General features: G+C 70.4%; 25 protein-coding genes. 22 read left to right on the top strand and 3 right to left on the bottom strand.

The features are described from left to right. Positions 1-3 precede the first annotated feature (3 nt). The 4 genes from ACLBXO_RS05710 (at position 4) to ACLBXO_RS05695 (ending at position 4,127) form a co-directional block, all read left to right on the top strand. A complete protein-coding gene (locus ACLBXO_RS05710; protein ID WP_447684748.1) occupies positions 4-483 on the top strand; it encodes a DUF305 domain-containing protein in 480 nt (159 codons plus the stop codon). Between the two features lie 66 nt (positions 484-549). After that, complete coding sequence (locus tag ACLBXO_RS05705; protein ID WP_447684747.1) at positions 550-2,991, top strand: heavy metal translocating P-type ATPase; 2,442 nt, start codon at positions 550-552, stop codon at positions 2,989-2,991. Between the two features lie 10 nt (positions 2,992-3,001). Then, entirely contained in the window at positions 3,002-3,757 is a 756-nt protein-coding gene (locus ACLBXO_RS05700) for an aminoglycoside adenylyltransferase domain-containing protein (RefSeq protein ID WP_447684746.1), read from the top strand. Between the two features lie 67 nt (positions 3,758-3,824). Continuing rightward, entirely contained in the window at positions 3,825-4,127 is a 303-nt protein-coding gene (locus ACLBXO_RS05695; protein ID WP_447684745.1) for a metal-sensitive transcriptional regulator, read from the top strand. 28 nt (positions 4,128-4,155) lie between these two features. On the opposite strand, the gene ACLBXO_RS05690 is transcribed toward ACLBXO_RS05695, so the two are convergent. Continuing rightward, on the bottom strand, positions 4,156-4,302 hold the full coding sequence (locus ACLBXO_RS05690; RefSeq protein ID WP_447684744.1) for a hypothetical protein: 147 nt from the start codon (positions 4,300-4,302) through the stop codon (positions 4,156-4,158). Positions 4,303-4,578: 276 nt separating this feature from the next. Between ACLBXO_RS05690 and ACLBXO_RS05685 the strand changes: the two genes are divergently transcribed. From ACLBXO_RS05685 to ACLBXO_RS05675, 3 genes are all read left to right on the top strand, one after another. After that, the gene (locus tag ACLBXO_RS05685; protein WP_447684743.1) at positions 4,579-5,940 is read left to right on the top strand and encodes a hypothetical protein; all 1,362 of its coding nucleotides are present in this window, start codon (positions 4,579-4,581) and stop codon (positions 5,938-5,940) included. 11 nt (positions 5,941-5,951) lie between these two features. After that, positions 5,952-6,785 carry a hypothetical protein gene (locus ACLBXO_RS05680; protein ID WP_447684742.1) on the top strand — a complete coding sequence of 278 codons (834 nt, stop codon included), beginning with the start codon at positions 5,952-5,954 and terminating at the stop codon, positions 6,783-6,785. Between the two features lie 91 nt (positions 6,786-6,876). After that, positions 6,877-7,611, top strand: coding sequence for a DUF4396 domain-containing protein (locus ACLBXO_RS05675; RefSeq protein WP_447684741.1), 735 nt, complete (start codon positions 6,877-6,879; stop codon positions 7,609-7,611). 288 nt (positions 7,612-7,899) lie between these two features. Here ACLBXO_RS05675 and ACLBXO_RS05670 read toward each other — a convergent pair whose 3' ends face one another. Then, positions 7,900-8,301 carry a MerR family transcriptional regulator gene (locus ACLBXO_RS05670; protein WP_447684869.1) on the bottom strand — a complete coding sequence of 134 codons (402 nt, stop codon included), beginning with the start codon at positions 8,299-8,301 and terminating at the stop codon, positions 7,900-7,902. 100 nt (positions 8,302-8,401) lie between these two features. On the opposite strand from ACLBXO_RS05670, the gene ACLBXO_RS05665 reads away from it, so the two are divergent. Beyond that, complete coding sequence (locus ACLBXO_RS05665; protein ID WP_447684740.1) at positions 8,402-10,597, top strand: heavy metal translocating P-type ATPase; 2,196 nt, start codon at positions 8,402-8,404, stop codon at positions 10,595-10,597. A gap of 187 nt (positions 10,598-10,784) precedes the next feature. On the opposite strand, the gene ACLBXO_RS05660 is transcribed toward ACLBXO_RS05665, so the two are convergent. Next, positions 10,785-11,069, bottom strand: a complete 285-nt coding sequence (locus tag ACLBXO_RS05660) for an ArsR/SmtB family transcription factor (RefSeq protein WP_447684739.1) — start codon at positions 11,067-11,069, stop codon at positions 10,785-10,787. A gap of 322 nt (positions 11,070-11,391) precedes the next feature. Here ACLBXO_RS05660 and ACLBXO_RS05655 point away from each other — a divergent pair, with 322 nt between their 5' ends. The 14 genes from ACLBXO_RS05655 to ACLBXO_RS05590 all read left to right on the top strand — a co-directional run. Then, a complete protein-coding gene (locus ACLBXO_RS05655; RefSeq protein ID WP_447684738.1) occupies positions 11,392-12,174 on the top strand; it encodes a hypothetical protein in 783 nt (260 codons plus the stop codon). 190 nt (positions 12,175-12,364) lie between these two features. After that, the gene (locus tag ACLBXO_RS05650; protein WP_447684737.1) at positions 12,365-12,508 is read left to right on the top strand and encodes a hypothetical protein; all 144 of its coding nucleotides are present in this window, start codon (positions 12,365-12,367) and stop codon (positions 12,506-12,508) included. 462 nt (positions 12,509-12,970) lie between these two features. Then, entirely contained in the window at positions 12,971-13,996 is a 1,026-nt protein-coding gene (locus ACLBXO_RS05645; protein ID WP_447684736.1) for a hypothetical protein, read from the top strand. A gap of 88 nt (positions 13,997-14,084) precedes the next feature. Then, positions 14,085-14,507, top strand: coding sequence for a hypothetical protein (locus tag ACLBXO_RS05640; RefSeq protein WP_447684735.1), 423 nt, complete (start codon positions 14,085-14,087; stop codon positions 14,505-14,507). 54 nt (positions 14,508-14,561) lie between these two features. Further along, positions 14,562-15,353 carry a metallophosphoesterase gene (locus ACLBXO_RS05635; RefSeq protein WP_447684734.1) on the top strand — a complete coding sequence of 264 codons (792 nt, stop codon included), beginning with the start codon at positions 14,562-14,564 and terminating at the stop codon, positions 15,351-15,353. An 88-nt stretch (positions 15,354-15,441) separates the two neighbouring features. Continuing rightward, positions 15,442-17,382, top strand: coding sequence for an AAA family ATPase (locus ACLBXO_RS05630; RefSeq protein ID WP_447684733.1), 1,941 nt, complete (start codon positions 15,442-15,444; stop codon positions 17,380-17,382). Positions 17,383-17,624: 242 nt separating this feature from the next. Then, positions 17,625-18,350: a hypothetical protein gene (locus ACLBXO_RS05625; protein ID WP_447684732.1), complete on the top strand. Its 726-nt coding sequence runs from the start codon at positions 17,625-17,627 to the stop codon at positions 18,348-18,350. A 123-nt stretch (positions 18,351-18,473) separates the two neighbouring features. Beyond that, positions 18,474-19,304: a 3'-5' exonuclease gene (locus ACLBXO_RS05620; RefSeq protein ID WP_447684731.1), complete on the top strand. Its 831-nt coding sequence runs from the start codon at positions 18,474-18,476 to the stop codon at positions 19,302-19,304. A gap of 569 nt (positions 19,305-19,873) precedes the next feature. Then, positions 19,874-20,434: a hypothetical protein gene (locus ACLBXO_RS05615; protein WP_447684730.1), complete on the top strand. Its 561-nt coding sequence runs from the start codon at positions 19,874-19,876 to the stop codon at positions 20,432-20,434. 220 nt (positions 20,435-20,654) lie between these two features. After that, the gene (locus tag ACLBXO_RS05610) at positions 20,655-21,356 is read left to right on the top strand and encodes a TnsA endonuclease N-terminal domain-containing protein (RefSeq protein WP_447684729.1); all 702 of its coding nucleotides are present in this window, start codon (positions 20,655-20,657) and stop codon (positions 21,354-21,356) included. An 11-nt stretch (positions 21,357-21,367) separates the two neighbouring features. Next, positions 21,368-23,710, top strand: coding sequence for a DDE-type integrase/transposase/recombinase (locus ACLBXO_RS05605; protein WP_447684868.1), 2,343 nt, complete (start codon positions 21,368-21,370; stop codon positions 23,708-23,710). Positions 23,711-23,722: 12 nt separating this feature from the next. Next, positions 23,723-24,310, top strand: coding sequence for a TniB family NTP-binding protein (locus ACLBXO_RS05600; RefSeq protein WP_447684728.1), 588 nt, complete (start codon positions 23,723-23,725; stop codon positions 24,308-24,310). After that, on the top strand, positions 24,285-24,701 hold the full coding sequence (locus ACLBXO_RS05595; protein ID WP_083500570.1) for a transposase: 417 nt from the start codon (positions 24,285-24,287) through the stop codon (positions 24,699-24,701). The genes ACLBXO_RS05600 and ACLBXO_RS05595 overlap by 26 nt, the downstream gene beginning before the upstream one ends. Before the next feature lie 116 nt (positions 24,702-24,817). Next, on the top strand, positions 24,818-25,190 hold a 373-nt coding region (locus tag ACLBXO_RS05590), incomplete at its 3' end, for an IS3 family transposase (RefSeq protein WP_447684727.1).

Below are 25,190 nucleotides of genomic sequence, written 5' to 3'. Positions count from 1 at the left end.
ATCATGCTCGTTCGTACCCTGATCCTCGCCGCGGCCCTGGCGCTCGCGGGCGCCGGAACGGCCCCGGCGGGCGACCACGATCACGGGTCCATGAAGTCCGCCGTGAAGCTGCCGGAGGCCTGCAAGGCGGCCGCCGCCGGCAAGGACGCCCAGCTGAAGGACGTGCAGGGGCACATGTCCCAGGCCATGCAGGGCATGGGTGGCGAGATGACCGAGACCCAGAAGGGCCTGCGGCAGGCCATGATGGCGATGAACGGCCCGATGATGCAAGGGATGATGGCGGGGGACCCCGACGTCGCCTGGGTGTGCGCCATGATCCCGCACCACCAGGGCGCCATCGACATGACCCGGGCCGCGCTGAAGGGCCTCGACAACGCCGAGGGCAGGCGCCTCGCCGAGAAGACCATCGAGGAGCAGGAGAAGAGCGTCAAGGAGCTCGTCGCCTGGCTCGACAATAACGCCAAGAAGGAACGCAACCGATAAGCCGCTGGGGTGCGCCAGCCGCCCGCGGCTCGGCGCGGCCCCTCGGCCCACGCGAAGGGATCGATCATGAGCGACGCCCCACAGGAACACCATCCGGCCCCGACAGGCCACGCCTGCTCCGCAGGCCACGACCACGTCGCGCACGGCCATGGTCCTGGGCATCGCCACGACCGCGAACCCCATGCCGGCGCCGCGGCGAACGACGCGGGTGCGTACCGCGTGAAGGACCCGGTCTGCGGGATGACGGTCGATCCGCACGCGACCAAGCACCGGGCCGAGCACGACGGGCACCCGTACTACTTCTGCTCGAACGGCTGCCGCACCAAGTTCGAGGCCGACCCGGTCCGCTACGTCGATCCAGCCCAGGCTGCCGCGAAAGCCGAGCCGGTGCCCGAGGGCACGATCTACACCTGCCCGATGCACCCGGAAGTCCGGCAGGTCGGACCCGGCGCATGCCCCATCTGCGGAATGGCCTTGGAGCCGGCGATGGTCGGCGCCGACGACGGCCCGAGCGGGGAACTCATCGACATGACGCGCCGGTTCTGGGTCGGGCTGGTCCTGACCGTGCCGGTGTTCGTTCTGGAGATGGGCGGGCACCTGTTCGGCCTGACGGAGCGTCTCGGCCAACAGACCTCCAACTGGATCCAGTTCGCGCTCGCCACCCCGGTCGTGCTCTGGTCCGGCTGGCCCTTCTTCGTCCGGGCCTGGCACTCGGTCCTGTCCCGGAACCTGAACATGTTCACCCTGGTCGCCCTCGGGACGGGCACGGCCTACCTCTACAGCGTGGTCGCGACGCTCGCCCCCGGGCTGTTCCCGGTGGCGCTGCGCGGGCACGGCGGGGCGGTGCCGGCCTACTTCGAGGCGGCGGCGGTCATCACCGTGCTCGTCCTCCTCGGGCAGGTCTTGGAGCTGCGCGCCCGCGAGAGCACAGGCGGCGCGCTGCGGGCGCTCCTCGACCTAACGCCGAAGACCGCCCGCCGCCTGCGTCCCGACGGCGAGGACGAGGAGGTGCAACTCGATGCCATCGCCATCGGCGACCGGCTGCGCGTGCGCCCCGGCGAGAAGGTCCCTGTCGACGGTGCGGTGGTGGAGGGCCGCAGCTCCGTGGACGAGAGCCTCGTGACGGGGGAATCGATGCCGGTCACCAAGGAGGCCGGCGCCCCCGTCATCGGCGGCAGCCTGAACCAGTCCGGCTCGCTCGTCGTCGAGGCGACGAGGGTCGGACGCGACACCATGCTGGCGCGCATCGTCCAGATGGTCGCCGAGGCCCAGCGTTCGCGTGCTCCGATCCAGCGCCTCGCCGACCAGGTCGCGGGCTGGTTCGTGCCGGCGGTCATCGGCGTGGCCGTCCTCGCCTTCGCCGCCTGGATGGCGTTCGGGCCGGAGCCCCGATTCACCTTCGCCGTGTTGGCCGCGGTGGCGGTGCTGATCATCGCCTGCCCCTGCGCGCTCGGCCTGGCGACGCCGATGTCGATCATGGTCGGTGTCGGCCGCGGCGCCGGGGCCGGGGTCCTCGTCAAGAACGCCGAGGCCCTGGAGCGCATGGAGAAGGTCACCACGTTGGTGGTCGACAAGACCGGCACGCTGACGGAGGGCAAGCCGGCGGTGACGCGGGTGGTGACGGCGGCCGGCTTCGACGAGGCCACCGTGCTGCGCCTCTCGGCGAGCGTCGAGCGCGCGAGCGAGCATCCGCTGGCCATGGCCATCGTGAAGGCGGCCGGCGAACGCGGCATCGCGACCGCGTCCGTCGAGAACTTCGACAGCCCGACCGGCAAGGGGGCGCTCGGCACCGTCGAGGGCCGCCGCGTGGCGCTTGGCAACGCGGCCTTCCTGCGCGAGCAGGGCGTGGATGTGTCCGCCCAGGCGGCCGAGGCCGACACGCTGCGGCGCGACGGCGCCACCGCGATCTTCGCCGCGGTCGATGGACGCGTGGCCGGCGTCATCGCCATCGCCGACCCGGTCAAGGCGACGACGGCCGAGGCGCTCGCGGCGCTCCGGGCGGAGGGCATCCGGGTGGTGATGCTGACCGGCGACAACCGCACCACCGCCGAGGCGGTGGCGCGTCGGCTCGGCATCGACGAGATCGAGGCGGAGGTGTTGCCCGACCAGAAGGCCGCCGTGGTCGAGCGCCACAAGGCCGCGGGGCAGGTGGTCGCGATGGCCGGGGACGGCGTGAACGATGCCCCGGCACTCGCTGCGGCCGACGTGGGCATCGCGATGGGCACCGGCACGGACGTGGCCATCGAGAGCGCGGGCCTGACGCTGCTCAAGGGCGACCTTCTCGGCATCGTGCGGGCGCGGCGCCTGTCGCGGTCGGTGATGGGCAACATCCGCCAGAACCTGTTCTTCGCCTTCATCTACAACGCGGCCGGCGTGCCGGTGGCGGCGGGCATCCTCTACCCGTTCCTCGGCATCCTGCTGTCCCCCGTCATCGCGGCGGCCGCCATGGCCCTGTCGTCGGTGAGCGTGATCGGCAACGCCTTGCGCCTGCGGGCCGTCCGGTTGTGAGACGGACCGCGTGACCGAGCTCGTGGACGCGATGGCCGTGATGCACCCGCTCGCCGCGGCGGCGGCGGGGCGGTACCTGACGGCGGTCGACGCGGCGCTGCCGGGCCTCGTCTCGGGCTTCCACGTGGTCGGTTCCGCGGCGCTGGACGACTTCGTGCCGGGACGGTGCGACCTCGACTTCGTCGCCGTCGTCGCCTGGCCCCCGGGGGCCGAGGCGCTGGATCGGCTCGCGGACCTGCACGAGGGTCTCGGCTCGATGGGCGGGCCCACCCTCGACGGGATCTACGTCGCCGCGGCGGACCGACATGGACCGGAGGCCGAGGGCCCGGCGGTCCGGGTCGGCCGCTTCGAGCCGCTGTCCGGGCACAGGCGCCGGCCGGTGGACAGGCTCGCCCTCGCCGAGCACGGGCTGACCCTCCGGGGTCCGCCGCCGGGCTGGCTGGACGTGCCCGGGGTCGACGGGTGGGCGGCCGAGGCGTTCGGCGCCCTGCGGGACTCGGCCGACACGGTCGCGGTCGACGAGGCCGTGCTCGGCGCCTGCCGGCTGCACTACCTGCTCGCGCTCCGGCGCATAGCCTCGAAGTCCGAGGCCGGTCTATACGGCCTGATCGCTCTCGACGAACGCTGGCGGCGGATCATCGACGAGGCGCTGCGCCTGCGCCGCACGCCCGACGTGCCGTCTTTGTACCTGGACGAGGGCGAACGCCGCACGGACGCGCTCGCCTTCGTCGAGGCGGCGGCGGAGGACGGGCTGTCCCTGCCCTGAATGCGCACCGCGGGGTTCCGGCGGCGCGCCCGAGCGCCTATCTTGGCAGTCGCAACACGGGCCCGAGATGAGCGAACCGGACGACAGGCACGGCGGCGTGGCCGTGGACCATACCCGCCAGATCGCCCGGCTGCGCCGCATCGAGGGGCAGGTCCGCGGCCTGCAGCAGATGATCGAGAATGGGCGCTACTGCGTCGACGTCGCCCACCAGGCCGACGCCGTCATCGCGGCCCTTCGGCGAGTGCAGTCCGATATGTTGCGCGACCACATGCAGGCGCTCGTGCACGCCGCGCTCACCGGGACCCTACCCGAGGAGGAGCGCCGCCGGCTCGCCGACGAGATGAGCAGACTGGTCGCAAAGGTGGTGTGACGGTCTGGAACCAGCCCTCGGGCGGCGCTCAGGCCAGGCCGTGCGCCTGCATGGCTGTGACGACCGGGCCCAGCATCAGGAAGGCGCACTCGTAAACGGTGCCGTCGGCCATGGTGATGGTCGTAGTAGGCAGGGGCCCGCCCTTCACCAGGGTGCCGCCAGCGATCTTCGCCACCTGCCGAAGGTCGACAGTCTGCGCGAAGCCGTCGGTCAACAGGACCGTGTGGTGGATCGGGTGCAAGGCTGGTCTCCCTTCACGGCGGTCAAGGCCGAGGCTCGGCCATGCCGCCCACATGGTTGGTCCCGCCCGGCCTGTCCATCCTTCCGGCACGTGACGGATCTGCCACGGTCGGTCGCAAACGTGGCGTATCCCGAGGTTCGGGGTCATTGCCCCCTATCCGCCGCGTCCCCGGGAAAATACCCATTGGGGGTATAAATCGAGGAGGGTGGCATGATCGGACGGCGAAGCTTCCTGGCTGGGGCGCTCGCGGCGGCGGCCGCTTCGCCCTTGGGCTGCACCGCCGCGCGAGCCCTGGGCGGCATCGAGCAGCGCAACGAGGTCAGCTTCCTGAGGGGACCCTACAACCTCGCCTTCTACTACCGGCTCAACAAGGCCTACCGCATCGGCGCCGGGATGCACTTCTTTCACTCGAAGCAGCACGACCTGCTGCAGCTCACCCGGTTCGAAGACCACGCCGCGGTCGACGCCCGCTTCGACCGGGAGGCCCAGGAGTGGCTGCGGGACCCGCCGGCGATCGAGCCGGAGATGCCGTACTACTCGAACTACGTCGACCGGGCGATGCACACGCTGTTCCGGACCATCGACTGGACGCACATGCATCACGAGCAGACCTACGACGTGATGGCGTTCCGCGAGATCCCGTGGGCCGAGAAGAAGGCGTGGACCGACCGCGCGGTCAAATACTACCTCACGATGCAGACGCCGGGCGTGCCCCGCAGCGTCGCCCCGCTGGAGCTGACCATGCGGCGGGCCGGCATCATGATGAAGCCCTACTTCAACTACTTCCGGAACTTCTATCCGCTCGACCAGGGACTGTTCTACGTCGCCCACTGGTGGCACCCGGCCGCCTACGAGACGCAGATGATCTCGGGCAACCGCGACCAGGAGGTCGCCATGGCCCAGACCATCGACCTGATGTACCGCGAGGTCATGCCGGACCGGCCCGGCCGCATGCTGCTCTCGCGCGAGATCATGCCGCGCTACGCCCGGATGAGCCCGGAGAGCGCGAACATCTTCGACAACCTGCACATGCTGCACGGCATCGCCTACTCGATCCTCGCCTACAAGGGCTGGTCGGTCGAGGAAAAGCGGGCCGAGATGTACCGGGTCATCGAGGCCATGGGCTACCAGCCCGGCGACGAGGCCTACACCCGCAAGTTCCGCGAGCCGCATCCGGATTTCGACCCGAGGACCTATCCCGCCTGGGTGCGCTCGCCCCAGGGCGCCATGGGCATGATCATGATGGACATGCTCATGGAGATGCTGCCGATGATGTACCCGGGCGGCCTGTCCAAGGCGCTGCGGGCCGCCGTCATGCGGCAGATGATGATGAATGGGCGTCTCGGCATCGAGCCCGGCGAGGTGCCTGGATCGCTCCACGACGCCCTGATGCAGGTCGCGCCCGGCATGATGGCGATGCCCGGGTCGACCGAGCCGGGCGAAGTCCCGGCCATGATGGTCGAGCGCATGGTCCAAGCCTGGAAGGCCAAGGCTGCCCACATGCCCGACGTCGCCCCCATCGACATGACCGTCGAGCCGAGCCTCGGCCCGGCCCGCGTCGCCGCCCGCTGAGGAGACGCCCGATGTCGACGAGCACGCGCGCCGCCCTCGCGGCCTTCCTCGCCCTCACGGCCGGCCCGGCGCTCGCCGCCGACCACACCAACCTGGAGGAGGGGCTGCCCATCACCATCGAGGACGCCTACCCGATCAAGGAGAACGGCCTCGAAGTTCAGTCCTACTTCCAGTACAACCGCATCCGGAACGACCCGCGCGGCGCCAGCAGCCTGATGGCGGTGCCGCGCCTGGAATGGGGCGCGTTCAAGAACTTCCAGCTCTCGGTCGAGGCCCCGTACCGGCTCGGCAACGCGAGCGACACCGACCAGGGCGAGTTCCGGGCGCAGGGGTTCTACAACTTCAACCAGGAGGGGCTGGTCCTGCCCGCCATGGCGGTCGCGCTCGGGGTGAACACGCTCTACGGCCGGATGGCCGGCGGCACGGAGACCGAACTCAAGTTCCTGGCGACCAAGTCGCTCGGCACCCCCGATCCGGAGGGATTGTCGCCGTATTCCTACGTCCCGCGACAGGTGCACTTCAACGCGTCGTGGTTCCACAACTACGACCCGACCACCGGCCGCGAGGCCGAGCGGCGCGACCGCTACCGGGTCGGCGTCGCCTACAGCCAGCCGGTCTCGAACTCCGTCGTGCTGGTCGCCGACGTCTACCGCGAGACCGACCGGGAACGCGGCCGGGCGGTCAACCTGGCCGAGATCGGCGCGCGCTACATGGCGACGCCGCAGACGGTGCTGGTCGGGGCGGTCGGCGTCGGCTTCGGCGGCGACCGGAGCCAGGACTTCCGGGTCACGGCCGGCCTGCAGCACTCCCTGAGCTTCCCGTACTCCTGGGACCCGCCGCGCTGATCCGTCCCGGGCGGAATGGGAGGGTTGCGCCGCGCCCGGGAACTTTACCCCTAGGGGGTATGTTGCACCGGCATTCCCGAAAGGATGCCGCATGTTCCCGGAGTGGTTCCACGTCCTGTCCGTCTGCGCCCTGCTGCTGGGGGCGGCGTGCTCGGCTCTGCTGTCGGTGCAGGTGATCCGCCACCCGCAGCACATGACGGTGATGAACCTCGTGTGGCCGGTCAGCGCCCTGTTCGGAACGCTCGTCGTCGTCTGGGCGTACTACCGCTACGGCCGTCTCGCGACGATGGAGGCGCACCACCACGCCAAGGAGCGGGGCGAGAAGCCGCCGAACATGACCGGCACGCCGTTCCCGGTGATGGTCGGCAAGGGGGCGCTACACTGCGGCAGCGGCTGCATGCTGGGCGACGTCGCGGCCGAATGGCTCGCCTTCCTGGTGCCGGCGGTGGCGGTCTGGTTCGGCTGGCACTCCCTGTTCGACGAGAAGATGTACGCGGTCTGGGTGCTGGACTTCGTCTTCGCCTATGCGCTCGGGATCGCATTCCAGTATTACGCCATCGTGCCGATGCGCGGCCTGTCGCCCGGCCAGGGGCTTCTGGCGGCGGTGAAGGCGGACACCGCCTCGCTGGTCGCTTGGCAGGTCGGCATGTACGGCCTCATGGCGCTGGTTCAGTTCTGGTTGTACCCGCACCTCGCCGGGCAGGCGGCCCCAGTGAACTCGGTCGAGTTCTGGTTCGCCATGCAGGCCGCCATGGTTGCGGGATTCCTGACGAGCTACCCGGTGAACTGGTGGCTCGTCGGCTCCGGCATCAAGGAGCGGATGTAGGCCGGCATCGCCCGCGGCCGGCTCCACCGCGTGGCAATGCCGCCACGTCGCGGTCGTCAAAGGCCGCGGGTTTATGGGAAGGCGAGACAGTGGTGAAGGAACGCTGGGTCCGGAGAGGAGGAATGCCGGGCTCCGGCGCCGCGTCATGCCCGCCATCCGCGCGTAAGCCCGTTGGGCCTTCGAGGCCAACGTCGCAGTCGCGTGCTGCGGGCTGGCTGCCAAGAGGCTGTTCGAGAGCTGGTAGCTGAGGACGCCCTGCGTCGCGCGCACAACCCTCGCCCAAGTCCTTCACGCGGGTTCACCCAACGGCGACAGGGCCTCGATGATGCGGCAATCCGCGACCGACCCGCAGCCGCACTGGCCGATGACTTCGCGCAGTTCCGAGGCGAGCCGGGTCAGGTCGGCCAGCTTGCGCTCCACGTCTGCGAGATGGGCGCGGGCGATGGTGTCGACCTCGCCGCAGGAGCGATCCCGGTCGTCCGCCAGGGCGAGCAGGTCCCGGATCTGCTCCACGGTGAAGCCCAGGGCGCGGCCGCGGCGGATGAAGCTCAGCCGGCGCAGGTGCTCATGTCCATAGAGCCGGTAGTTCCCGCGCGAGCGCGCCGGCGGGCGCAGCAACCCGACCTTCTCGTACCACCGGACCGTCTCGACACGGGTCTGAGTGGCCTCCGCGAGGCTGCCGATGGTCATGGAAGAGGCGGTGCGCACGGCCTTGACCCTGTAGCCACTACAGGGTGCATGTAGGGTGCCTTCACAGTCCGGATCAGGATCCGGGCGAACGGAGCGCACCATGAACCAGGCCGCCGGCGCGGACCGCACATCCTTGCCAACGAACGGCACGGAGGCCCTACGCTACAGGGTCAAGGGCATGGACTGCCCGACCTGCGCCGGGAAGATCGAGACCGCCGTCTCCCGGTTGCCGGGCGTCGCTGACGTGCGCGTGAACTACGGCAGCCAGGTCCTCGACCTCGCGCTCGACGAGGCCGCGACGCCGAGGGCCGAGTTGGAGGGGCGCATCGAGCGCCTGGGCTACGGCGTCGCGCCGCTTCCCACGGCCGCGGACCTGGCCATGGCGCAAGCCTCGGGCGCCGCCCCGCCCGCCGAGCTCGCGGAGGAGTCCGAGCCGCCGCTCTGGCGGAGCCGGAAGGCGCTGCTGGGCATCCTGATCGGCGCCCTGTTCGCCGCCGGCTTCCTCGTCGAGCGGATCGCGCCGGGCCTGGCGGGCGAGTACGCCTACTGGCCGGGGGCGCTCGTCGGGCTCGCCTATTACGGCCGTCGCGCGGCCGTGGCGGCGTTCGCCGGAACCCCCTTCTCCATCGAGATGCTGATGTCGGTCGCGACCGCGGGGGCGCTCGCCATCCACGCCGCCGAGGAGGCCGCCATCGTCGTGCTGCTGTTCACGGTCGGCGAGATGCTGGAGGTCGTGGCGGCGGGCCGGGCGCGGGCCGGGATCAAGGCGCTCGCCGCCCTGGTTCCGAGGACCGCGCGTCTCGTCGACGAAGGCGATGGCACCATCCGCGAGGTGCCCGCGGCGTCGCTGGCGATCGGGCAGGTCGTCGTGGTCAGGCCGGGCGACCGCGTGCCCGCCGACGGCGTCATCACCGACGGCGCGTCGAGCCTCGACGAGGCCCCCATCACCGGCGAGTCGGTCCCGAAGCCCAAGGAGGCCGGCGACCCGGTCTACGCCGGCAGCGTCAACGCCGACGGCGCGCTCCAGGTTCGGGTCTCCAAGACGGCGGCCGACAACACGGTCGCCCGCATCCTGCACCTCGTCGAGGAGGCGCAGGCGTCCAAGTCGCCGACGGCACGCTTCATCGACCGGTTCAGCGCGGTCTACACGCCCGTCGCGTTCGCGTTCGCGGCCGCGGTCGCCGTCGTGCCGCCGCTGTTCGGCGCCGACTGGGGCACCTGGATCTACCGAGGCCTGGCGCTTCTCCTCATCGCCTGCCCCTGCGCGCTGGTGCTCTCGACACCGGCCGCCATCGCCTCGGGACTGGCCGCCGGTGCGCGGCGCGGGCTGCTCGTGAAGGGCGGCGCCGCGCTGGAGATCGTCGGGCGGGTGCGCACGGTCGCGTTCGACAAGACCGGGACGCTGACGGCGGGGCGTCCGCAGGTCTCGGACATCCTGGTCTTCGCCCCGGACGCGTCGGAGCGCTCGCTTCTCGGGTTGGCCGCCGCGGTCGAGAGCGGAAGCAGCCACCCCATCGCCCGGGCCATCCTCGACCGGGCGAGCGCGGACGGGGTGCCGCTGCGGCCGACGCGGGACGCCCGCGCCATCCCCGGCAAGGCGGTTCAGGCCACGGTCATGGGGCAGACGGTGCTCGTCGCCGCGCCACGCCACGCCGCCGAGCGCGCGCGGCTCGGTCCCGAGGCCGAGCGCGCGGTCGCGGAGCTAGAAACCGGTGGCAAGACGGTGGTCATCGTCGTCCGCGGCGCCGAGGCCCTAGGTGCCATCGCGGTCCGGGACGAGCCCCGCTCCGACGCGGCGGCCGGCATCTCGGCCCTGCGGAAGCTCGGCGTGCGCAGCGTGATGCTGACCGGCGACAATCGGCGCACGGGCGGGGCGGTCGCGTCCGAGCTCGGCCTCGACGTGAAGGCCGAGCTCCTGCCCCAGGACAAGCTCGCCGAGATCGCGGCCTTGAAGGAGATGGGCCCGGTCGCCATGGTCGGCGACGGCATCAACGACGCGCCGGCCCTCGCCGCCGCAAGCGTCGGCATCGCGATGGGCGGCGGCACCGACGCGGCCCTGGAGACGGCGGACGCGGCGGTGCTGAACGACCGCGTCGGCGACGTCGCCGCGCTGGTCTCGCTGTCGAGGGCGACCCTGGGCAACATCCGCCAGAACGTCGCCATCGCGCTCGGCCTGAAGGCGGTGTTCCTGGTGACGACCATCGCCGGCATCACCGGCCTCTGGCCGGCCATCCTGGCCGACACCGGCGCGACCGTCTTGGTGACGGCGAACGCGCTACGCCTCCTCAAGGTCTGATGGTCACGCCGGCGCCTGCGTGGCAAGCCAGGATACCGTTGCTACGCCCAACCTCCCGCCTCGACCGCATCGTCTGCGACCCTTGAACCCCGGCCGGTAGTCGACGCGGGGTGCGGCGCTGCGGCGAGACCGGGGACTGGCGCATCACAAACGCGTCCGAAGCTGGTTCGCGCACGTTGCCATCACCTCATTCCGTGCCGCATCCCTCCGCCAGAAAATCGACGAGACTGCGCATCGCCGGGTGAACCGCACGGCATATCAGGGTCGTGGCTTGACGCTCCTGGACGGCCAGCCCGGCTTGCATCAAGCGTTGCAGGTGATGCGACAGCGTCGACGCCGGGATGCCCACGCGTTGCTGGAGGACGCCGACCGACAGGCCGGAATGGTCCGAGCGGGCGAGTTCCCGATACACCTTCAGGCGCGTCGGGTTACCGAGAGCTTCGAGTTGCCGGGCTGCCGATTCAATGTCCATCGGCCCGCTATGGCCTAGGCAAGAGACCCTCGCAATCGGTATTTCCAGAACAATGGAATGAGCGGTGGACGGCGTCGTCGGTCACGGGGTTGTCCTTCGTCGAGGACGCATGCGGGCCCGCTGCTCCATCGCCAGGGGCGAAGCCACTCCACGTTGCGGCCGGTCGGTACGACCCCTTGTCCCAACGCTCCCAACGAGGGAGCGTCTACTCCGCTCGCCCCATAAGGACAGGGATCCAGTAACCAACTAATTCCTTATTTCTTGAATTATGGAAATACACGTGGCAGGATTCCATCGATGCAACGGCCTGCAGGAGGACGCCGTGATCGCGACCATCTATTCCAACGACCGCACCGGCCTGCTGGCCGCGGCACTCGTGGCCGGCGGCCTGGCGGCCACCGGTGCTCGCCCGACGGTGATCGCCGTCGCCGCCAACGGCACGCAGGCCTGTGGCTTGACTCGCTTCGCGGGGTCTTTCGACCTGCTCTGCCCCTCGCCGCATGACGCGGCGTCCGTCGTTTCCAGCGTAACCAGCCGGCCTGTCGGCGACGTCGTCGCGGTCCTTCCCGCTGATCTGCTCGGTCAGGGCGACCCGGACGGTCCGGGGCGCGTGCGGCTCGTGGCCACGGCCTGCCGGCTGACGGCGGCCCAGGCCCTGTCCGCGAACGCGTCGGGAGCGTGGCACCTGCGCTGCGACGACGAACCCGGATACCCGGCTTGGCGGAAGGCGCCGCGCGTGCTGCCGCTCCGGTTTCCGCGGCTCTCCCCGCTGGAACAGATGCGCGTGCTCGCGGGCGACCTAGACGACAAATCGCGGTACGTGGCGGTCGCGCTCGCGGCCACGCTACTGGCAGTGTCCGCCGACCCGCATGCCGAGCGCTTCGAGGCAGGTGATCTGGCCGCACTCATGGAGTCGGCGGCCACGGACGGGGACGGCGACCTGCGCGAACGCCTCATCGATTGTGCCGCGGTGCTGGGCGACCCGGCTTCCCCGGCCGCCCCGTTCGGGAACGCGTCGCCGTCTTCGGCGCGCGCCCCCAAAACCCGCTCGGCGCCGGCTTTCGCCAGGCCCCGCGCCACGCAACCCGCCCGCCTGCGCGCGTGATGGAAGGACCGGACCGATGAGCACCCACACCAAACGGAACTGCGCCGCGCCCGCCCGGCGGCCACGCTTCGCCAGCCCGGGGTCCGGCCGTCCCGGCCGCTCGGGAAGCGCCCGGCGCGCGCGCGCCGGGGTGACACGCCCGCGGACCGGGATCCCCCGCGTCCGGGCGCCCCAGGCCGTTCCGCGCCCCATGACGAACCCCTACGAGGCGTTCTACGCCCTGTCGGCCGACGGGGTCGGTCTGCTCGATCCCGGCTTCGACGATTGGGACGAGGATCCGTGCGCCCTCGTCGGCCTGTCGCCACGTCGCGGAGCCGGGGGCGACGACGCCTGACCGGCTCGGGGTCGACATCCGGCCCCGAGGCGAGGTCCATCGCGGCGTCGTGGCTCCGGACGCGATGCCTCCGCGCGGAGCGGTACGGCTCGGGGTGCCCAGAGCGGGGCGTCGTCGGCGAGTCCACCGAGGGCGCATAACCTGTGATGTTACGTGTGATGCACTACGGCGCGTCGCTCGCCGGACCCGATCCGGCCGACGGAAACGCCGGGAGACGGCATGCGGCGCGCGCCGGCCTGTACGTGCCTGTACTTAGGTATTTAACGCGGACCAATACATCGACGCACCAGTCATATTAACCATCAAGTGACGAACAGACTTGATTTCGAGCAGAATATGCTGTTCTTTTCCGCTCTTTTGCCTTAAGATTCGCAAATCAATCGCAACACGTCCGGCCATGCTCGCTCGGTGAACTTCTTCACCGGGCGTGCCCGCGGCCGGACTCGGTCATGGAGATCGCCCTTGATCGCAGCCTTTTTCGGCACCGCCGGCCGGACCTACGCCGCCTACGCCGCTCTCCTCCTCGCCGATGCCTACGGCATCCTCGGCCAGCCCGTCACCCTCCTGCGCGTCCGGCTTCCCGAGGAGGCCCCGTTGCCGCGGCGGGCGATCACGGAAGAGGGGCTCACCGTCAGCGAACGCGCGGCGCGCGACGCCGGCGAGGCGGGCGCCATCGCCGCCGAGGCTTTGGCCGCCGGGGAGGATACCATCCTCGACCTGCCTGCGGTTTGCATGGCCGACCTCGGGCTGAGGGCACGCATCGAGGCGCCGGTGCTGCCGGTCGGCCCGACCCCCTTCGACGAGCATGCCGCGGCCATGGCGCTCGCCGGCATGGAGCCGTCGGAGGATTTCGGGCTCGATTTGGTCCGCACGCCCTGGCTCCTCGGCTGCAGTCGAAGCGGTGGGGCGTCCGCGGCGGACGCCTTCGGCCGTCGCATGCGCGGGCACGACGCGCTCCCGCCCGGTCGTGGCTTCGTCCGCACCCTGCCCATGGTCGTACCGGCCTTCGGTCGCGCCGAGGCCGAACGCATCGCCGAGGGCGACCGGACGAGCCGCAGCCTCGCGGCCTCGGTGATGCTGCTGGCCGCCCTGCGGGCCGCCGCGGCGGACCCCCGCGCCGACGCGGTCGATCCCGCCGCCTACGCCGCCTCCCTCGGCGTCGACGCCGAGCAGGCGCGCGCCCCGGACGAACGCGAGGCCGGCGACCGGTTGCGCGACCTCGCCGACGAGCTCCAGGGCATCCGCGACCAGGTCAAGCCCATGCCGGAGGACCTGCGCGGCGCCCCGCGGCTGGAGCGTTGGCGGTTCGCGAGCCGGTCGGTCAGGGTGCTCACCGGCGAAGTGTACGGGCATCCCAATTTTCCCGACGGCCGCCGCATCACCACCAGCGACCTCTACGCCTCGGATGGCCGCCGCTGGGCGCGGACACTGTCTAGGTATTTTAACCTAGGTCAGCCCGATGCCGCCGAGCGCCTCGACCGGCACTGAGCCTCCGAGATGCCGTTCGACGAACCCGCCCGCGCGCCTCGGCGCGCGGCGACGGGAACGTCTTGCCCGTCACGAGCCCGGGGGCCGCATGAGCGCCAGCGACGACACCCATCACCACGGACTGAGCATCGCCACGGACCGCGCGCCGATCCGGCGATGCCACCCGCTCGAACTTTGGCGCGTGACGCCTTTCCCGGACATCGGGGTCGAATCAATCCGCGAGGTCCGCCGTGCCCTCGCCACCGGTGTCTGCCTGCACCACAGGTCCTGGCCCGCGGCCAGGCGGGGCGAGGCCGCGGCGGCCATCGCCGTGACGCTCGACCTCACCCGGGGCGCTGCACCGGATCCCGCCGTCGCCGACATCGCGCTCTCGGCGGTGCTCGTCGCCGCTTGGACGGGGGACGCGGCGGCCCGGGTCGTCCTAGCCCACGTCCGCGCCGGCCTGGGTTGCGGCAGCCCTACGGGCGGTCGTCCCAGCCGAGTTGAAGGCCGGCCCTCGCCGCGACGGTGAGCGACGCGGCACCACGACCGTCGAGACCATGCCGGAACCCAAGGAGGCGATCACGTGCGGATCTGGATCTTCAGCGACTTGCACCGCGACCTTTCGCGGTCGCCCTGGACGCCGGGGCGCATTCCCGAGGCAGACGTGGCCGTCGTCGCAGGCGACGTCGGGCAGGGCATGGCAACGACCATACTCTGGCTGGCGCAGGCGATCCGACCGAGCATGCCGGTGCTGTTCGTGCCGGGGAACCACGAATTCTACGGCTCGGCGATGGACGAGGAGCGCATCCTCGGACGCCGTGCCGCGGAGCGACACGGCGTAACCCTGCTTGACGACGATACCGTCGAGATCGGAGGCCTCGCCTTCTCCGGGGGGACGCTCTGGACCGACTACGCGCTCGACGGGGTGGGCAACCGACGCCGGGCCATGGCGGCCGCGCAGGCGGGGCTCAACGACCACCGGTGCGTGGCGACCACCCGAAGCCCCGGATGGAAAACCTTCCGGCCGGGGGACGCCGCGGCCCTGCACGCCAAGACCCGCGCCTTCCTGGAACGAGCGCTCGTCGAGCGGGACCCGCCGGAAGCGCGGGCGCGACCGCACGTGGTGATCACGCACCACGCGCCGGCCCGCGCCTCGCTCGACCCGGCCTTCGCCGGCAGCGTCCTGAACCCGGCCTTCGGGAGCGACCTCGCCGACCTCATCGCCGCGGGCCGTCCGAGCCTCTGGCTTCACGGCCACGTCCACGCCAGCCGTGACCATCGGATCGGCCCCACCCGGATCCTGTGCAACCCCCACGGTTACGACGGCGAGAACTTCGCCTTCGATCCGGGCTGCGTCGTCGAGGTGTCGTCATAGGCCGCGCCCGGTCCGATGCGTCTCGCGAACCGACCCGCGCCGCCATCCGGCGCCGAACTTCGACCCAACCCTCCTGACCCAGGCGAGCATGGCCCACCTCACCTTCCTGCGCGACGACCTGAACGAGGCGGAGACCGGGGACGTCGCCGCCGACGAGCGACGTGCCGCGACCGAGACGCTGGCGGCCTTCGCCCTCGAATCTGCGCTTTCTCCCGCGCAGCGCCGCCGCATCGCCTCCGATCCGACCTTCGCCCTCGTGGTCGAGGTCCCGGCCGCGGACTGGGTCGAGCCGATCCGCGAGGCGTGCGCGCGCCTGGCCGAGTGGGGTCACGTCGTGGCGCGCAGCGGCTCCTCGAAGAGCGAGGACCGACCCGACCGTGGCAACGGCCAGGTAGCCGACAGGCTCGCGCGCGGGGACAGGGTGCTCGGGGTCTCGCAATCGCCCGGGCGGTACCTGCCCTCGGCCCTCGTCGCCGCGGCGGACCTGCACATCCGGCTCCCGGGCGCGACCGACGTCGTGATCGCGCGGGTCGTCCAGGCTGCCACGGGGCAGCGTCCGAAGCTGCCGCCCGGGATCGCGCGCGGACTGAGTTACTACGAGGTCGCCGCCGCCGTGCGCGGTCCGACCGCCCGGGCCTGCGTCGTGCGCCTCGCCGCGGCGGCGCGTTCGAAGGTCTCGGCCGACCCGGGCGTCGAGGCGGCGCCCGACTTCGGAACCCTGGCTGGCTTCGGCGAGGCCCGCGCCTGGGGCGACCGCCTCCTCGGCGATCTCGCGACCTGGCGCGCCACCGGGGCCCCCGCGTTCCAGCAAATCGACCGCCACGTCTGCCTGAGCTCGGCCCCCGGGCTCGGCAAGTCGACCTTCGTCCGCTCCCTCGCCAAGACCGCGGGGTTGCCGCTCGTGGCGACCTCGGTCGGGTCCTGGTTCAGCTCGTCCGACGGGTATCTTGGCGGCGTGCTGCGAGCCTGGGACGCCGCGTACTCCAGCGCCTGCGCCGCCGCTCCTAGCATTTTATTCCTAGATGAAGCGGATAGTATTCCCAACAGAACCCTAATGGACGACCGGGCGCGCGAATGGTGGACGCCTCTGTGCACCAGCATCCTGCTGGCGTTCGACGCACTGAATACACCGGGGGCGCCGGCGGTCTGCATCATCGCGGCGACGAACCACGGCGGCAAGCTCGATCCCGCCTTGATCCGACCGGGCAGGCTGGGGCGGGTGATCGAGATCAAGGCTCCCTCGGCCTCGGACCTGGCGACGATCCTCCGGCAGCACCTCGACGACGGCGAGCTGCCCGACGTCGATCTGAAGTCGCTCGGCGACCTCGCCCTGGGCGCCACCGGCGCACAGGTTGCAGGATGGGTATTGGAGGCGCGCGCGGCCGCCCGCGCCGCCGGCCGGCCCCTCCGAGCGGCCGATCTGTTCGAGCGCGTGGCGCCGCCGGACAAGGGCAGCCCCGCGGACCGACGTCGGAGCGCGTTCCATGAGGCGGGGCATGGCGTGGCGTTCGAGCGGACCGGCGCCGCACATGTCGCGCAGGTCGATCTCGTCCCGCGCCGGGACTCGGTCGGAGCGACGTCAGCGGAGATCCGCCTCGGGCCCTCTCCGACCCGCGCGGAGATCGAGCGCCTCGCGGTCGCGCTTTTGTCCGGGCGCGCAGCGGAGATCCTGTTTCTCGGGGAACCGAGCGCGGGCGCGGGCGGCGACAGCCGCTCCGATCTCGCGCGTGTCACGACCCTGCTCGCCGGCAACCACGGTTCGCTCGGGCTGGGCGAGGGCTTGGCATACCGCGGGGCCCCCCACGAAGTCGCTGTCGGGCTGACGCTCCAACCTGGGCTCCTCGAAGCGGTCGAGCGGGACCTCGCCCGGCTGAGCGGCGAGGCGCTGGCTCTCGTGGAGGCGAACCGCGCCACCGTCGAGGCGGTCGCCGAGCTGTTGGTCGCAACGCGCGTGGTGTCGGGCGACGCTCTGCGGACGCTGATCGCCGAGGCGGACCACAACCGTGCCGCGCAAGGAGGACATGCTTGACGCTCCACGTCCCCGATCCCCCCATCCGGGTCGAGGCGCCCACCCCGGGCGCACTGGTCGGTTCCGGTATCGGGCCCGGCGCTGTTTCCGCCCGGCCGGAACCGTCCGGGCCCGTCCCGATGCGGCTTTGGATCCTGTCGGATCTCCGGGTCGATCTCGGACCTTTCGACCTGCCCGAAGCGCCGCCCGACTTCGACGCCGTCATCGTCGCCGGCGGCATCGGTCCCGGCCTCTGCCGGTCGGTGCGCTGGCTGGCCCAGGCGCTCGACGGGCATCGGCGCGGCCGGCCGGTCGTTCTCATTCCGGGGCCGGCCGAGTTCCTCGACGGCGTTCCGGTCGCGGAGGCGCTCGCCGAGGCCGTGCCGCTCGCGCGGAGCCTGGGGATCGCGCTCCTTCACGATGCCTCCGTCCGTCTCGGGCACCCGACCTCCTGCGGCGTTCATGTCCTCGGTGCGACGCTGTGGCCGAGCTTTGCCGTCGACGGTGCGGCCAACGAGCGGCAAGCACGGGCTCACGCCCGACACCGCTGGTCGGTCAGGGCCCTGGCGACGAGCGCGCCCGGCGTTCCGTTCTATCCGCACGACGCGGCGGGCGGTCATCACCGGTCGCGCGCCTTCATCGAAGACGCGCTCTCTTCCGTGATCGCCGGCGGCTACGGCCACGTGCCCGATCCGGTCATCGCCGGGATCCGCGGCGGCGACCGCGCGGTGGTCGTCACCGCCTATCCGCCATCGCGGTCTTGCCTGCCGCCGACGCTCGCCCGGCCGATCCTCGATCCGTGGCGCGTCTGCTGGCACGTGTCCGACCTCGACGGCGTGATGGAGGCCTGGGGCGCACCGGTCGCATGGGTGCATGGTCAGGTGCCCGCTGCCTGTGACGTGCGGATCGGGCGCACCCGCGTGGTCAGCAACCCCTACGCCCGTGACCCGACGGCGGGATTCGACCCCTGCCGCACGATCGTCGTCTGAACCAGAGCACCCCGGAGATAGCCGATGAGGTCCGATGAAAGCGCGCCGCGGTCCCATGCTCGGCGCGGTCACCTTTCCCAGACGCCGCGCTCCGTCCCGGCGACGAGCGCCGGAGCGGTTGCCATGGGATCGGGGCGCAAGCCGGTCCCGCGCTGGACCGAGACCGCGCCGGAGCCGGAGGCGTTGCTCGTCGTCGACATCGAGACGACGCCCGACGAGACCTTGCTTCCCGAAGACTGGCCTGTCGACAAGTTCCCGAAGGTCGCTTGGCACAGGATCGTCGCCATCTCGTTTGTCGAGGCCGACATCCTGCGTGACGCCGCGAGCGGCCAGGAGGCGTACCGGTTCGTCGATTGCCGCAGCGGAGGCGAGGAAGGCTGGGACGAGGCTCGCCTCCTGCGCGCCTTCTGGAAGTTTTTCTCGTCGCGGGACTTCAGGTGCATCTCGTGGAACGGGCGGACGTTCGACCTCCCCGCGCTGCTCCACCGCTCCATGCTGCATGGCGTCGCCGCACCGAAATGGTTCGGTCAGGGTACGCGGTGGTCGGGCTACGGCACCCGGTACTCGGGGGAATGGCATGCGGACGTGATGGACGTGATGTCCACCTACGGAGCCTCGTCCCGCCTCACTCTGGAGGAGGCCTGCGCGTTGGTAGGCCTTCCCGGTAAGGCCGGCGAGCATGGTTCGCAGGTTTCCGACATGATCGCGCGGGGCGAGATCGGCCGGGTGCGGAATTATTGCGAGACTGACGTGCTGAACCTGTACGGCGTCTACCTTCGCCATCAGCACCTGAGCGGCCGCATGAACGCCTTCGCGCACGACGAGGCCGTGCGCGGCGTCATGGAATTCCTGCGGCGGGAGCGCCACGAACGGCCACACCTCGGTCGCTTCCTCGACGGGTGGCAAGGATCGTCGTCCATGCGCACCGCGTTCGTCGGCCGCCGCGGTGAATGATAGGGCCGGCGACGCGCCCAGGCACATGGGATGGCGTCTCTTTCGGAGCATAACCCCAGGTGCGGCAAGGCGAAATCGCCCTGACGATTGTGTCCGGTCGGATCTTCAGGACCAAGGTCCGCTTCGCCTATCCTTCGAGCGGCGCCCCGTAGGCACCAAGGATCGTCCATCCGATCCTTCAAGAATAGGATAAGTAATCCTTTGGTTAGGGAGAGCCGCTTCCACGCTCTAGGGACACGATGACCATCCAAAGGAATGGGCACGACTGCGCCATAACATGTATCGCTTGACGAGCGATCATGAAAACTGGATGATGGTCTTTCGTGGCCGTGTCGTTTGGACGACGCGCGTCGCGCCGAATGGGGACGCGCGGTCCTGCTAGACCGCGCGCCCGTTTCGGATCGTCCCGCCGCCAGCGCACAGGTTTTTCGACGGCCTGCGCTGGCGGCACCCAACCGAGCCTGGAGAACCACGCCCGAATCCGGTCCGAATCACCCTTATGCCAGCCTTTCGCAGGCATGGCAAGTTCTACCCTCGGATTTTGGCGTGGCTCCTCATGAGGAGCCAACATGAACCAGCGATCTAGCGACTGCGGCATCCGTCGCCCAGGCGAGGGCCCCGACCTCTGCCTCGTCGTCGGCACGGTGCACAAAACCGCTCTCGCGGGGGGAGAGGTTACCCTGCCCCTATGGATGGCGGTGGCGCTCGACGCCGACGACCATCCGGCCGCACTGGGCCTGTACCGGGGTTCGCCGACCGTCGGCGATCTCATGATGCTCCTCGGCGACGGCCCTGCCGACGCCGACGGGCTCGGGCCGCAGTGGACCTGCCGGGCAGCCGCCGCCGTCATCGTGGACCACGCCATCCTTTGGCAGGCCGACGCGATGCGCGGGTGGCTCGCCGAGCGGGGAACCGCCGTCTATGCCCAGTCGCCTGCCGGGCCCGACAGGCAGCGGGTGCAGCAGAGCTTCTCGGCCATCGCGCGGTCGATCGGCGCCGCCATCAAGCGCGGTGCCGCCGGTCGCGACGCCAACGGCGCCGCACTCGTCACTCCGGAGGACGCGGTCGCGGCCACGCGGGAGTGGCGTGCGGCCCGCGACGCGGCCGAGGCCGCAGGCCCCGCCGGCTGATCGACCCGCCGCCCGATCATGCTCTCACTCACCCCCTCGGGATGCGGCGGCAGGTCGGTCCGCGGCCGGGCGTGAAGCCTGAGGGCCTAGGCCCGGGCGTAAGACAAGCGCCGCAACGATCTGACGCGACCGCCCGTGCGCGGGCGGTCGGCCACCTCAATCCACGGCCGGCGCGCCACGGTCCTGCGCCGAAAGAGACCGCTGAATTCCAGGAGCCGCCATGGACGATCACATCGACACGATGCTGGAAGCGGACGTCCATGAGATCCGCCGCAGCGACGGCGGACCGATGCGCGACGTCCTGCGGCTCCATCCGACCATGGAGGTGCGGATGTACCCGTCCTGGAAGACGAGCCGGCCCATCTACACGACCGGCGGCCTTGAACTCGCTTGGCGCATCGTCTTCGAGGCGGACCCGCGCGTCGTCGACTACCGCTCGCAGCCCCTCACGCTACTGTTCCCTCTCGACGGCAAGATCGCATCGTACACGCCGGACTTCGAGGTCCTGCGGCGTGCGCCGGCTGAGATCGTCGAGGCGAAGCCGGCTCGCATGTTGCGGAGGAACGCGAAGCTGCGGCGCAAGCTCCTCCGCGTGAAGGAGATTTACGCCGCCCGGGGAATTCCGTTCAGGATCCTCGGCTACGAGCAACTGCCGGGTGAGGATTGGATGGCCGCCGCGGAAGACGTGGCGGACCTAGGCCGCACCTACATCGACCCGCTCGACGTTCGCGCGGTCACGAACCTCTTGGAGGCGGGCGGCCCGACGACCCTCGCGCGCGCGGCGGCCGCGGTCCAGCGTCATCCCGACCCGGTCCGTGCCGTGGTCTCCCTGGCCCTCCGGCCCCGATCCATCCTCATCGACATGACGGGTCCAGTGACGCCGGACACGGGCGTGCGGCTCCGTGGCCGATTCCGGCCCTGAGCGTGAACGATATGCCTTCCCGCTCGCCGAATGCCGCGCTGACCTTCCCGTTCCCCGCCACCCGCCGGGACCGGACGGAGATCCTGTTTCACGGGCGCGTGCACACCGTGCGCCGCGAGACCCGCGACGGCGAGGCCATCGTCCTGGAGGACGTGGAGAGCGGCCGGCCCGAGACGCTGACGTCCGCCGAGTTCTGGACCGCCTTCGAGGCGGAACAGATCGTCATCGACGACGAGGGTCTCGATAAGCTCCCGCAGCGTTTCGTGGCGTCCATCGAGCGCGCCATCGATCCGTCCGTGGCAAAGGATGGATGGGACAGCTATCGCCGTTTCAAATACTGCGTCGCCGCGGACGACACCCAACCTTCCAAGAGCGCGAAGGGCATGGCTCCGCTGATCAAGTCGGTCTCCGGAGCGATCCGCGACCCGGCGCCGCCGAGTTGGAAGACGATCAGGACGTGGCTCGCCGAGCGTGGAACGCCCAGCAAGCGCCTTGCCCGTTACATGCGCTCTCGCCATGAGCGCAAGGGCCGCACCGACTGGCTCGACGACGAGGTTGACCTCGTCGTCGAAGAAACGATCGACGAGTTCTTCAAGCTCAAACGCCAGCTCGGTCCGAAGGAGATCGCCGAGGCGGTCGGAGGCGAGATCGCGTCGCGCAACCGTGCGCATGCCGCAGCGCTCGGCATCGACGACGTCTCCTACAACGCGCTGGCCAAGGCCGAGCGAAGCAAGCTCGGCTTCCTGATCGCGCCTCACGCCACGACGGTCCTGCGGCGGCTCATGCGCCATGAGGGCTACGAAACCACACGCGCCCGCTCGGGACGGAAAGCGGCGGACTCGATCTTCAAGCCGGTCTTGAAGGCGCCGAAGGCGAAGAGGATCAACCAGGTCTGGTACATCGACCACACGCGCCTCGATGGACACCTCGTCATCAACGGACAGAGGAAGGCGGTGCTGGGACGGCCCTGGGTCACGTTGGTCGTCGATGCCTTCAGTCGCCTAATCGTAGGGGCATTCATCAGCTTCATCCCGCCGAGCATCCATTCCGTTTCGGCGGCCTTGAAGAACGCGATCCGACCCAAGCTGCAGGTTTCCGAGACGTATCCGGACCTGGAGCGCCCGTGGCGTGCCATGGGACTTCCGTCGAAGATCGTGTGCGACCGGGCATTGGAATTCACGGGCGGCTCTTTCGAGCGCGCGTGCGCCGAGCTCGGGATCGAAGTCGTCTGGTGTCCTCGCAAGAACCCTCAGTGGAAAGGGATCATGGAGAGGACCAACCGGACGTTCAACACCGACTTCGTCGACCTCATGCCGGGCGCAACCCGCGACGCCCGGAAGCGAAGGCAGTCCGAGGACCGAGACCCCGCGGACGAGGCCGAGCTGGAGTACGAGGATCTCGACCGGCATCTCCATCGCTGGCTCGTCTGCGTCTACCCGCGGAAGGTCCACACGGGCATCGGGCGCAAACCGGGCGATGTCTACGACGAGGGTCTGCTCGCTCGTAGGCCGGACGCGCCGCGGCGTGCCTCGGATCTCGACGTGCTCGGCTTCTCGTTCGTGCGCACCCTGTCGCGTCAAGGCGTGCTCTTCCTGGGCTTGCGCTATTCGCACACGAAGCACGTCTTCGACATGCTCGACAATGTCGGAAAAGGCACGGTCCGAGTCCGGATCTTCGTCGACCCGGCGGACCTATCCTCGGTCATCGTGCGCGACCCAACCACGGGCCAGCGCCGGCGGCTTGTCGCCCGCGACCCCGAACTCGCCGCCATGACCGTTTGGGAGCGACGCAACGTGCTCGCCTGGATGCGTGAGGAGAACTACGATCTCGCCGACCGGGAGAAGGCGCTCGTCGCCAAGAAGGCGATCCGCGACGCCTTCACGGAACGCGCGCGCGCCAAGGGCAAAGTGGCCGCTCGCAATCGAGCGGCCCGTGGCCTCGGGATCGGTGGCGAGGGAACCGGACCGCTTCCGTTCACCGTCCTGAACCGCATCCTCGACGTCGACGAGGATCCCTGGATCAATCACGACTTCGCCGAGCTGGAGGATGACCAGGATGTGGAGACGGGGCCCGACCCGGTCGCGTCGCCCATAGAGGCTGTAAGGGAGGCGCCTCGGCCGGCCCGCGCGGCCCGCAAGGCCGTGTCCGAGCGGAAGGCCAAGTCCGGGAAGCCCACCGTCCCCGTCAACGCGGTTCCCGCAAGCCCGCGGACCGCGCCGCCCAAGCCGGCACCGTCGGAATCGGTCCGCTCCGTCCCCGAGCCGTCGGACGCCACCGACGATGGCCTGACCGCGGCGGAACGGCTGCGGGCACGCTTGGCGGCTTCACGGGCCCCGTCGCTCACACGCGTCTGAAGGAGAAACGTAGTGCCGGCACACATCGATATCGACATCGAGGCGCTCCGTGCGCACAGGGCCCCGCGCACGGCGCGGATCCTCTCGATGGCGGAGCGCCACAAGCGCATTAAGGGGGTCGTGGTGCTCAACGACCGCATCGACGCGATCATGGATCAGCTCGACCATATCCTCGCGTCGTCGGGTGGATCGGCCGAACAGACGTTCCTGACGCTCTCCGCGCCCACGCGTGCCGGCAAGACCACGGCCATCAAGCTGTTCTGCGCGCTGAACCAACCCACCAAGACGGACGGGGCAGGGCGCTCATGCCCGGTCCTCTACGTGCCGGTGCCGGCCAAGACCGGCATCCTCGACATCGCCGCCGCCACGCTCACCGCCCTCGGGGATCCGGGACCGACGCAAGGGACCCTGGGCGAGCGCATGTCCCGCATCCGGCTCTACGTGGCGACGCAGGGCGTTCGCACCATCATCTTCGATGAGCTGCAGCATCTCGTCAGTCGCAGCAACGACGAGGTCAATGAAGTAGCCCCCAAAATGACCGGACAGGGGCTCACGCTTATGGAAGTGTGTGCCTATGACCGACCGTATGGTGAGTTCTAACGACCCGCCCCGCGCCGAACGCGTCGAGGTGATCACCTCCGTCCAGCGGCGTCGGCATTGGACCACGCAGGAGAAGGTGCGCCTCGTCGAGGAGACCTATCTGCCCGGTCAGTCCGTCTCGCTCGTCGCCCGCCGCCACGGGCTGAACGCCAACCAGCTGTTCACGTGGCGTCGGCTGATGGAGCGCGGCGCGTTCACGGCCGCCGGTGCCGGTGAAGAGGTGGTGCCAGCCTCCGAGCTGCGGGCTGCCCAGCAGCAGATCCGCGAACTGCAGCGGCTCCTGGGCAAGAAGACGCTCGAGACCGAGATCCTGCGCGAGGCGATGGAGCGGGTCGTCGCCCCCAAAAAGTTGCCCTCGCGCGTGACCTCGTGGCCGGAGGACGGCCGGTGAGCGCTGTGGCCGCAGCTTTGAGCGTGTCACGCCCGCACCTCGCCTCGTCCAGGCAGGCCTCCCCCGCCTGGAAGCCCAGGGGCCGACGCGGCCGTCCGCCTGCACCCGACGCCGCGTTGCTCGGCGCGATCCAGGCGCTCATCGCCGATCTGCCGACCTACGGCTATCGGCGCGTCCATGCCCTTCTGCGCCGGCAGGCCGAGCGGGACGGTCGGCCTGCACCGAACGCCAAGCGGGTCTACCGGGTCATGAAGGTGCACGGTCTCCTGCTGCAGCGACATGTGGGCGGAGCCGAGACGCGCCGTCACGAGGGCAAGGTGGCGGTGGCCACGCGCAACACGCGCTGGTGCTCGGACGGGCTGGAGATCGCAGCAGAGAACGGTGAGCGTGTGCGGGTCGCCTTCGCGCTCGATTGCTGCGATCGGGAAGCGATGAGCTACGTGGCGACCACGGCGGGCATCACGGGCGAGGACGTCCGCGACCTGATGG

Source organism: Methylobacterium sp. C33D, from assembly GCF_053345825.1.
Note: the sequence above shows the minus strand (reverse complement) of the source record. Positions and strands in the feature narration are given on the sequence as shown.